Origin of the sequence: Psychromonas arctica, assembly GCF_038155225.1 — a bacterium.
Lineage (GTDB): Bacteria > Pseudomonadota > Gammaproteobacteria > Enterobacterales > Psychromonadaceae > Psychromonas > Psychromonas arctica_B.
Map to the genome: position 1 here is coordinate 1 of NZ_JBAKBA010000070.1, position 8,775 is coordinate 8,775.

General features: G+C 34.3%; 7 protein-coding genes. 5 read left to right on the forward strand and 2 right to left on the reverse strand.

The features are described from left to right. Positions 1 to 728: 728 nt before the first annotated feature. From V6255_RS17535 to V6255_RS17550, 4 genes are all read left to right on the forward strand, one after another. Positions 729 to 1,595 (forward strand): AraC family transcriptional regulator, encoded by an 867-nt coding sequence (locus V6255_RS17535; protein WP_341629299.1) that lies wholly within the window; start codon positions 729 to 731, stop codon positions 1,593 to 1,595. Positions 1,596 to 1,725: 130 nt separating this feature from the next. Then, positions 1,726 to 1,872 carry a hypothetical protein gene (locus V6255_RS17540; protein ID WP_341629300.1) on the forward strand — a complete coding sequence of 49 codons (147 nt, stop codon included), beginning with the start codon at positions 1,726 to 1,728 and terminating at the stop codon, positions 1,870 to 1,872. A 56-nt stretch (positions 1,873 to 1,928) separates the two neighbouring features. Continuing rightward, on the forward strand, positions 1,929 to 2,714 hold the full coding sequence (locus V6255_RS17545) for an alpha/beta fold hydrolase (protein ID WP_341629305.1): 786 nt from the start codon (positions 1,929 to 1,931) through the stop codon (positions 2,712 to 2,714). A 482-nt stretch (positions 2,715 to 3,196) separates the two neighbouring features. Beyond that, a complete protein-coding gene (locus tag V6255_RS17550) occupies positions 3,197 to 4,417 on the forward strand; it encodes a PD-(D/E)XK nuclease family protein (protein ID WP_341629301.1) in 1,221 nt (406 codons plus the stop codon). 218 nt (positions 4,418 to 4,635) lie between these two features. On the opposite strand, the gene V6255_RS17555 is transcribed toward V6255_RS17550, so the two are convergent. Continuing rightward, positions 4,636 to 5,073: a hypothetical protein gene (locus tag V6255_RS17555; protein WP_341629302.1), complete on the reverse strand. Its 438-nt coding sequence runs from the start codon at positions 5,071 to 5,073 to the stop codon at positions 4,636 to 4,638. An 82-nt stretch (positions 5,074 to 5,155) separates the two neighbouring features. Next, entirely contained in the window at positions 5,156 to 5,797 is a 642-nt protein-coding gene (locus V6255_RS17560; protein WP_341629303.1) for a hypothetical protein, read from the reverse strand. 992 nt (positions 5,798 to 6,789) lie between these two features. On the opposite strand from V6255_RS17560, the gene gss reads away from it, so the two are divergent. After that, positions 6,790 to 8,682 carry a bifunctional glutathionylspermidine amidase/synthase gene (gene gss, locus V6255_RS17565; protein ID WP_425355942.1) on the forward strand — a complete coding sequence of 631 codons (1,893 nt, stop codon included), beginning with the start codon at positions 6,790 to 6,792 and terminating at the stop codon, positions 8,680 to 8,682. The last annotated feature ends 93 nt before the right edge of the window (positions 8,683 to 8,775 follow it).

Genomic DNA, 8,775 nt, shown 5'->3' on the forward strand with positions numbered 1-8,775 from the left:
TTTTTTGTTTTTAGTAAAATAAAAAATAATTATTTATAGATGAATAAGTCGTCTATTTCATCGTTGCTTTACCACTCGTTTAAGAAGCACTAAACGTCGCGGGCAAAGCGCCTTGAATTAAACAATTTCTGCTATCCAGAATGGCATTGCTGTTTATATTATTTAAAAGCTCACTTCTGTGGGCTTTTTTGTATTTAGTGTTTTACTATAGAAATCGCGCTACTTCATTCTTGTGTTCTCATTTGCTTAATAAGCAATTAAACACCGTACAAACTCCTTTAGCTGATATTAATAACATGCTTTATTTGAGTAATTAAATTCATTTCTTTGTTGATTTTATTACCGCCTTTAGCGTGTAAAAGCTTATTTACACGCTTTACCGTGTAAGACTGTATTTACCTGTTATAGCGTGTAAGGCTTGACCATGAAAGTTATCAATACAACGGAGCTGTTGTTGATAATTATTTTTATATATAAATCGTCTACTTCATCGTTGCTTTACTATTCGTTTAAGAAACACTAAACATCGCTAACTAAATATCACAGCAAGCGCCTTGAATTAAATAATTTCTGCTATCCAGAATGATTCGTATCAAGAATCTAAAAGCTCACTTCGGTGAGGTTTGTTGTATCTGAACCTGAAATTCCGCAACTTTTGTCATGCATCATCAGATGGAAGCGAGTAACGTGTTGTTATCAAAAAGTTATATCTAAAGGATATTACAACAATGCATTATCAAGCGCGTTTTCATCAATTATTAAATTATATCGATTCTCACTTAGATGAAGACCTAACGGTAGAAAAGTTAAGTCATATTGCCTGTTTATCTAAATATCACTTCCACAGGCAATTTTCCTCTCTTTTTGGTATCTCTGCATTTACTTATATTAGGCAGGCTAGAATGAAGCGAGCTTCATATCAATTGGCTTTTAAAAAAGAGATGAGAATTGTTGATATAGCAATGGCGAATAATTATGAGAGTTCAGAAGCATTTTCTCGCGCTTTTAGTCAGTCTATTGGTCAAAATCCATCTCAGTTTAGAGAACAACCAGATTGGATCCCATGGTATGAAAAATACCAACGGTTCAAAAAAATGCGAGTTCAACGGATGCAATCATGCCAACCTCTATATCATGTTGACGTTGTAAAGATGAGTGAAATAAAGATCGCTGCTTTAGAACATTTAGGCTCTTTTGAATCACTTGGTAATACGATTAAACATTTTATTCACTGGCGCAAAGATAATAGGTTATCACCTAAGGTAAGTAGAACATTTAATATTATTTATGATGATCCTGCTGTCACTGAGCCAGACAAATACCGCTGTGAAATTTGTGTCTCAATTAAATTAGATGTAAAGCCAAATGATCAGGGCGTTTTTGCCAAAATAATACCAGCAGGTCGGTGTGCGGTTATTCGACATATTGGTTTTGAAGATACCATTAATAAAGCGATAACTTATTTATATTCAGAGTGGCTTGCCGAAAATGAAGAAGAGTTACGTGATTATCCACTCTTTTTTGAACGAATCAGTCTGTTTCCGGATGTTGCAGAGTGCGAGGTCATTACAGATATTTATCTGCCTTTAAAATGATTATATAAACAATATTAATGGTAACAATAGGTTAAATGATGACCTTATAAGTAATAGTCTCATAAGTAATCCTCATAAGTAATAGTCAAAAATCATTTTGTAATATTAACAATAAACTTAAGGCGTTATGATGAAATTAAGCTTCGTATTATTAAGTCTTATGGTCGCTTTTCCACTCTTTGCTCAAATCAAAAAATCACATGAAAATCAATTGGCACAACCATCAAATAAGTTCTTTTCTCTTAAAGAGATAAAAATGCAGATAGCAAAGAGTTAACGCCTCTGCAATATACACAGGCGAGTGATGATACCACTTTGGCGTTTCGCACTTATTTGCCACTGCAAGCTAACGCTATATTAATATTTTTCCATGGGGCAGGTGCCCATAGCGGGCTTTCTTATAATCATATTGGAGTGGGATTGCGCGATGAGTTTAACATTGCCGTGTATATGCCAGACTTAAGAGGCCATGGAAACTCTGATGGGCCACGAGGTGATACGCCCAATGCTCAACAAGTTTGGTTAGATATTAATACAATGGTTAAACATGCTCGAAGTCAGCACCCTAATTTACCTCTTTTTATAGGCGGTCACTCTGCGGGAGCTGGCCTTGCACTTAATTATTCCAATTGGGAGCAAAGAGACGTTATCGATGGTTACGTATTTCTTGCCCCTTATTTTGTTTTTCGTTCAGAAACTAGTTACGATAAAACTGAAAATGGTGGATATGAGTTTTCTAGCGTAAATGTTTCAGACTTTGTCATAAATAGCATGAGTGGCGGGCTGTTTCTAGGTCATTCAAAGGCGGTTAAATTTAATTACCCTGAGAGTGTGTTAGACAATAATCCTAAAATAGTCACATTTAATACGGTCAATATGTCAAAAGCAGTCACGCCTTACTCTCCTGATACTCAACTCTCTAAATTACAGCAATTCGGACTGTGGATTGGAAATAAAGATGAAGCGTTTGATCCCGAAAAAGTTATTCAGTTTGCAAAAGACAATAGTGCACCGAAAGCAAATAAAGAAATAAAAATCATTGAGGAGGCAAATCACTTTTCTATCATTTTAGACGCTTCTAAGTTAATGGGCTCATGGATCACGAGTGTTATTCAGTAAATCAAAGATGACCATAATGATTGGTCTGTTCTTAACCACAACGTCTTGTCTTATAAAGAGCTTAATCATTCATTTCGCTTTAAACGTACTACATTATGTTCTGTTTTCTAATTACATAAATCGACTACCGCATCATGTGTTTAAAAAGAGGTTTGTTTGTATTTGATAACTGGGAATAATATTAATTATTTTGTATAAATAACCTAAAGGCCAAAGAGTCGAGCTTTCTTTTTTCTATCAAATAATATCTATATTTTAAGTCGCTATTGGGCACATAGCGCCTTAGCCCACTTTTGCTATCACACTTATAATAATTAATTGCCTTTGTTATTTCATTTTAGGCTACGAAATAATATTCTGGTCTTAAAATAGATGGGATGTGATTCATATAATGATATTTACTTAGTTTCAAGACTAAAATAATTCAATTTATATGAGCCATTGATAATGAAGATAATAGATTACAAGGCTTATTTAATAATATGGATATAGAGTGTCATAACTTATTCAATTTCATTGAAAATACGATAAAAAAACAGGAACAACAAAAGCTTCGTGGCCTAAATGATTACAATATGGTTAATGTAGTTAGAAAGGCAAATCTAGAGGTTGGTATGCACTCTAATGTTCTTTACTCACTATTAGACCCTAACGGATTACACTACCAGGGGGATCTCTTCTTATCTATATTTATCGATAAAGTTTTAGGTATTAATTCTGCTGATTTTGGTGAATCTATTGAAGTTTGTACCGAAGCGTCAACAGTCAATAATAGACGCATAGATTTTACTATTAAAAGTAGCTTCTATTATATCGGCATTGAAATGAAAGTGAATGCCCCTGATTTATCAAACCAAATCAAAGATTATTATGGACACTTAATTGAAGAAGCAAAGAAAGATAATAACCAGAAAGTAAAAATTTATTATTTAACAAAATATGGCTCGCCAGCATCGACACTCAGTACTGGCGGAAAGAAAATCGATGTAAAACTAATTTCATTTACGAAGCATATAATAAATTGGATCAATGATTGTATGTATGAAGTACGTAACATTAGTAACCTTAATCTTGCATTTGAAAATTATAAAGACATCGTTCAGAAAATCACAAAACAACGCCAAGGGAATGTTATGACAATATCTAAGGAGCTATCTAAACCTAGTTCTAAAAACCTACTTAGAACAGCTTTAAGATTAGATAAGGAGATGAAAAAGATCAGAGGGAACACTCTATTTTCTTTTTTTGATCAAATTAAAAGTGTACTGGAGCAAGAAAACTATAAGGATATTTCCAGTGCTATTGATAAGCAAAATCATACTGTGACGGAAAAAAAATGTGAAAAATGGTTCGTTACGAGCAGGAATGCTGAACGTAATATAGGATTATTTTTCGATTGTGGCTTTAAGAGAGACCTGTATCTATTTATAGAAGTTGCTACTGAACATTTACATTTCGGTGTTGTAACCTGTAATTTCACTAATAATCAATATGAGTTAACTAACACTCTAAAACATCCAGAGTTAGATAATTTATTAACCTACCGAGAATGGCGAAGTTTCATACATTGGTATTCAAATGATTATTGCAATATTCGGTCCCTTAGTGATCCTGCTATAAATTTGTTACTTGATTTTGAAAGTTCAAATCTAAAAAAAGATATTCTTATATTTATCAATGATATGAAGTATAAAATAAAATAATCCAATGTGTTATGGCTAAGCGATATTGGCCACATATTTATAGTTTATGAGGTTCAATAGGGGGAGAGTTAACTTCCTAACTCGGAAAGGGGCACAAAGCAACTTAGATAATTTACCTTCATATACAAAAAAGCTACTCATTTAGGTCGCCTCTAATTGCTGCGTTTAACGGGTGTTATGGTAAATTAAAGAACCATAGCTATTGTTCTAACCTTTTTTCACTCACTATCTTCATCACTTTCGAAACTAGCCACATTAGCTTTATGTATTATGGACTGAAGAAACTTAGCTGTATAAATAATCATTCCAATAGTTATGGCCATATACAGATATGAGTAATAACTAAACAATGAAATTACGGCAGATATAAAACTAAGTATGGATATAGCAGGCAAACTACTTATCTCATTCCATGGAAATATTGTAATGTAGGCACGGCTAACATAAATTGCACCATTTCCAAAAAAGGCTAAAAATAGTGACAAACCTGAATTTGACACAACGCTAATACAAAATAGTACAGATGCTATTTCAATTGATAGAGCATCAGTAGTGGTAGGTCCTGCACTTAATAAACCAATAAAGAATGCAATCGAGACCGCAGCGAAAGAAGTATGTATCCAAAAATAAATATTTCTAAAATCAAACTTGCCCATATTATTCCTCCTATATACAATGCACAAAATTACCTTTTATGGTGAATATAATTCATAATTTCTTTAATGAACTAGCCAATAATTATGGTTCTAGAATTGATTTAGAAGAAAAATTAGAAATTACAGAAGATATGTCTGTAAATGCCCCGAATTTTAATTCTTTGTTTTTATTAAGCCCATTTATATTAGCTAATATTTTAGAATTGCACCCATCCAAAAAACGAATTGTGAAATCATAAATACGACCATCAGTATCAACATGTTTAGTTATTTCATAATCATCATCTAGATCTTTCATTTCAGAGAATGTTAAATTTAACGTACTTGCTAGTATTTTGGTTTTTTCATTCTCAATATTTTTCAGGTTAGGGTATATCGAAAACTCTGCACTAATAATTCCTTTTTCTTTCCATCCTCTTAAAAAACCAGACCAGAGATTCGCACGAAGGTTAGATGTTTCCATTAATTTCGATGCATTCCATTCAGTAATAGTCCTACTTCCATCATTTTTATATAGGACAACTTCAGCTAGACGATCTCTAACTAAAAGCTTAAGAAATCTTTTTTCATCACTAGGTATAAAAGAAAGAAGTGGTTTTGTTTCTTTTTTATTTTCAAAGTTATTAATCAAACGACTAATAACAGAATCAGGAGTGTCAAAACCTTTAGCTAAAGACTCTAAACTTTGGAATGTTGATTCTGATATTTCTATATTTTTACTCATATTTAATAATCCATAAATAAACCATAAACTACAACTTTAAAATCATACATGATTAACTTATGATTGGAAGTTGTTTTGAGGTATTATTCAACTGTGATTTTTATAAAAAGCATGAGAATGTTAAATGTGCTTGTAATTAAGCATGCACAAAATGACTATTATGGTAAATAGCCATTTTTTCTTATACAAATAACGATAACATCATTAAACCAACACAAAACACTTAAAAACAATAGCTAAGCAATCAATATCCGTCTTAAAATTATAAGCTAAAAGTTATCATGTAGATGTGATTTTTTTGTGATGAATGTCATATTCTCATTTCGACTCTATTCCAAGATAAGATTGATAAATGACTCTTTTTCTTTCTTACTGGATTATTTTTTTGTGGATGTTAACCGAAGCTGTTTATAAGTCGCTATGGGGGCAAAAGCAACACACCGCTTTAACCTCAAGCTCACATAGTAAACCTGATACTTTTTATTATTAAACTGTTACATCTAAACAGAAATAAACACTGGCGGTTATAAAAATACTCTTAGGGGCTGTTGATCTTTGCCGTTCGAATTTTGTTCAATCCAGCACGTTTTGATCAGGGCTAGTAAGGTGTAGCTTAGTGATTCTAAGCAAATCTTGCCTAACGAAGAGCATAACAATCCTGAGGACAGTATTTGTTGATAATTTATAGTGCTTTTGCGCTTATTTATGTGGAACAACCACATTACATAAGCTCAGCTCTGTACAAATAGCTGTAAAAACGAACTCGAAAGATCAACAGACCCTAGTCTTTACCAAACTAAAACTAATAAAAGCCAAGTATAATCCTTTTATTTTTGGTACATTTTCCCTCAAATACCAACTTTAAATTATCGCTATTAGTCCCTCTTTTATAAGCATTATTTATTTACCTTTTTATTAAATACAGTCATTGCTAATCGCTATGTTCTTGTCTATATTGAAATCGTTCTTTTCCCTTTAATTGGATGACAATCTTGTCTAATAAATCAATCTCTTGTTCTTTTGGTACCTTACTTGGCTATGCGCCAGGTGGTGTTGCTGCGTATTCTAGTGACTATGATAGTGCTAGTGATGTTGAGTATCCTAAACGCAGTGCTTTCCGTAGTTATGTTGATGGCATTTATATGGGCTATAAGTGGCAATGCGTTGAGTTTGCTCGTCGTTGGATGTATCAAAATAGTGGTTATATTTTTGATGATGTTTCGATGGCTTATGAAATATTCAATTTACGTTCGGTGCGCGATATTGCGTCTAATACACGTTTGCCACTACAAGCTTTTGGTAATGGCAGTCAACGTCACCCGCAACCGGGTTGTTTGTTAATTTGGGAGCAAGGTGGCGAGTTTGAAGAAACAGGACATGTTGCCATTGTCACTGAAGTGTTCGCCGATAAAATCCGTATTGCAGAGCAAAACCTTGACCATGTTAAGTGGCCTGAGGGGCAAAACTATAGCCGTGAATTAGTGGCGACGATCAGTGAAGATGGCGAATATTGGGTGGCTTGTTCATTTAATGATGCCTTGATTTTAGGGTGGATGATACAAACTGACGATGACACTGATGCGGAAATACGTGAAGAAACTGATAAGCAGTTATTTTCTTTATCTAGCCATCATGTCAAGCCTGTCTCAGGGCAAAAAAAGTCTTGGTTAAATGTCGCCAACAAAGATGAAGCGGCTTATGTCAAAGCATTGCAAGGGCATAAGCTAAGTGCCGCGTTTGCTGATGAATATCGCTATTATGTATTGTCTGAAACAGCGGAAGATGCTTTACGCCGAGCGACCAATGAGCTGCATGGTTTATTTATGCATGCCACGGATTATGTGCTTGATAACGAACATCTATTAGAAAAATTTAATTTACCACGTGCTTTATTACCTAAGATCCGTCAATCCTGGGATAACCGTTTAAACCAGTTGATCACCAGTCGTTTTGATTTCGCGATGACAACGCAAGGTTTGAAGGTTTATGAATATAACTGTGACTCTGCATCATGTTATATGGAAGGGGCTAAAATTCAGGGAAAATGGGCAGATCATTATGGTGTTCATGAAGGTGAAGATGCAGGTAAAGATCTGTTTAATCAGCTGGTGAAAGCATGGCAAAAAAGTCAGGTAAAAGGGTTGATACATATTCTTCATGATGATGATCCTGAAGAGAAGTATCATGCTTTATTTATTCAACAGACCTTAAAAGCGGCAGGTATTGATAGTCGTTTGATTGAAGGAATTGATTCTTTAATTTGGGATGAGTCAGGTAATGTGGTTGATGCGCAAGGCGAGGTATTGCATTGGGTTTGGAAAACCTGGTCATGGGAAACGGCACTGGACCAAATTCGCTTAGAATGTGAATCAGATGATGCGTCGTCAGAGAGCTTTGAGCCTTTATCTAAAAAAGGTAAAACGCCACGACTTGCTGATGTGTTACTGCATAAAAAAATTATGATTTTTGAGCCGTTATGGACGTTAATTCCAAGCAATAAAGCGATATTACCGGTGTTGTGGTCGTTATTTCCGAATCACCCATTATTGTTACATGCTGACTTTGAATTAAATGAAGATTTACAAGCCAGTGGTTATGTTAGTAAGCCGATTGTTGGCCGTTGTGGGGCGAATATTCAGTTAGTTGACCATGCGCAAGATGTGTTGGATGCAACGGATGGACAGTTTGCCCATCAAGACAATATTTACCAATCGCTATTTCCGTTACCGTTAGTTGATGGTTATTACGTTCAAGTTTGTACGTTCACTGCGGCAGGCAAGTATGCAGGTAGTTGTTTACGTGTGGATTCGTCGATGATTATTAGTAAAGACAGTGATTGTTTGGCATTACGCTTTGTGAATGATGAGGCAATTTTGTTGCAATAAAAAATCAGTAAGTTGCTAATACCAAAAGAATTAATAATGTGATCATTCTTGCTGGTTAAAATCCCCCCTAACTGCGTTGTGAGTTTTGAAGTG

Coding starts and splice junctions, on each gene's coding strand:
- V6255_RS17555 (WP_341629302.1), bottom strand. CDS start 5,073: ATGGGCAAGTTTGATTTTAGAAATATTTATTTTTGGATACATACTTCT.
- V6255_RS17550 (WP_341629301.1), top strand. CDS start 3,197: ATGGATATAGAGTGTCATAACTTATTCAATTTCATTGAAAATACGATA.
- V6255_RS17560 (WP_341629303.1), bottom strand. CDS start 5,797: ATGAGTAAAAATATAGAAATATCAGAATCAACATTCCAAAGTTTAGAG.
- V6255_RS17535 (WP_341629299.1), top strand. CDS start 729: ATGCATTATCAAGCGCGTTTTCATCAATTATTAAATTATATCGATTCT.
- V6255_RS17540 (WP_341629300.1), top strand. CDS start 1,726: ATGAAATTAAGCTTCGTATTATTAAGTCTTATGGTCGCTTTTCCACTC.